The following is a 228-nucleotide window of genomic DNA, read 5'->3' on the forward strand; positions in this document are numbered from 1 at the left end:
GGCCGGTCCTGGCTGCTCGCATCGAACCGGCGAAGCGTCGTCTACGCCTGGGCTCCGCTGGTCCTCGTCGAGCTGCTCGTGACGAGCGTGTTCGAGAGCTCGATCCTGGTCGAGTCCGGGTGGATGCTGCTCATCATCTGCACGGTCAAGGCGTCGCAGGGGATGAGCTGGAGGCTGCGGCTGCCGCACCGCGACACGGCCTGAGCCGCGACCGGGGCGCGCGCGGTC

General features: G+C 70.2%; 1 protein-coding gene. It reads left to right on the plus strand.

Features of this window, described 5'->3' with window-relative positions; genetic code table 11:
• A partial coding sequence (locus tag SB773_RS35265; protein WP_410595262.1) for a hypothetical protein occupies positions 1–204 on the plus strand: 204 nt, incomplete at its 5' end.
• Positions 205–228: the final 24 nt, after the last annotated feature.

Source organism: Bacillus sp. SIMBA_074, assembly GCF_046534555.1.
GTDB lineage: Bacteria > Bacillota > Bacilli > Bacillales > Bacillaceae_G > Bacillus_A > Bacillus_A mycoides.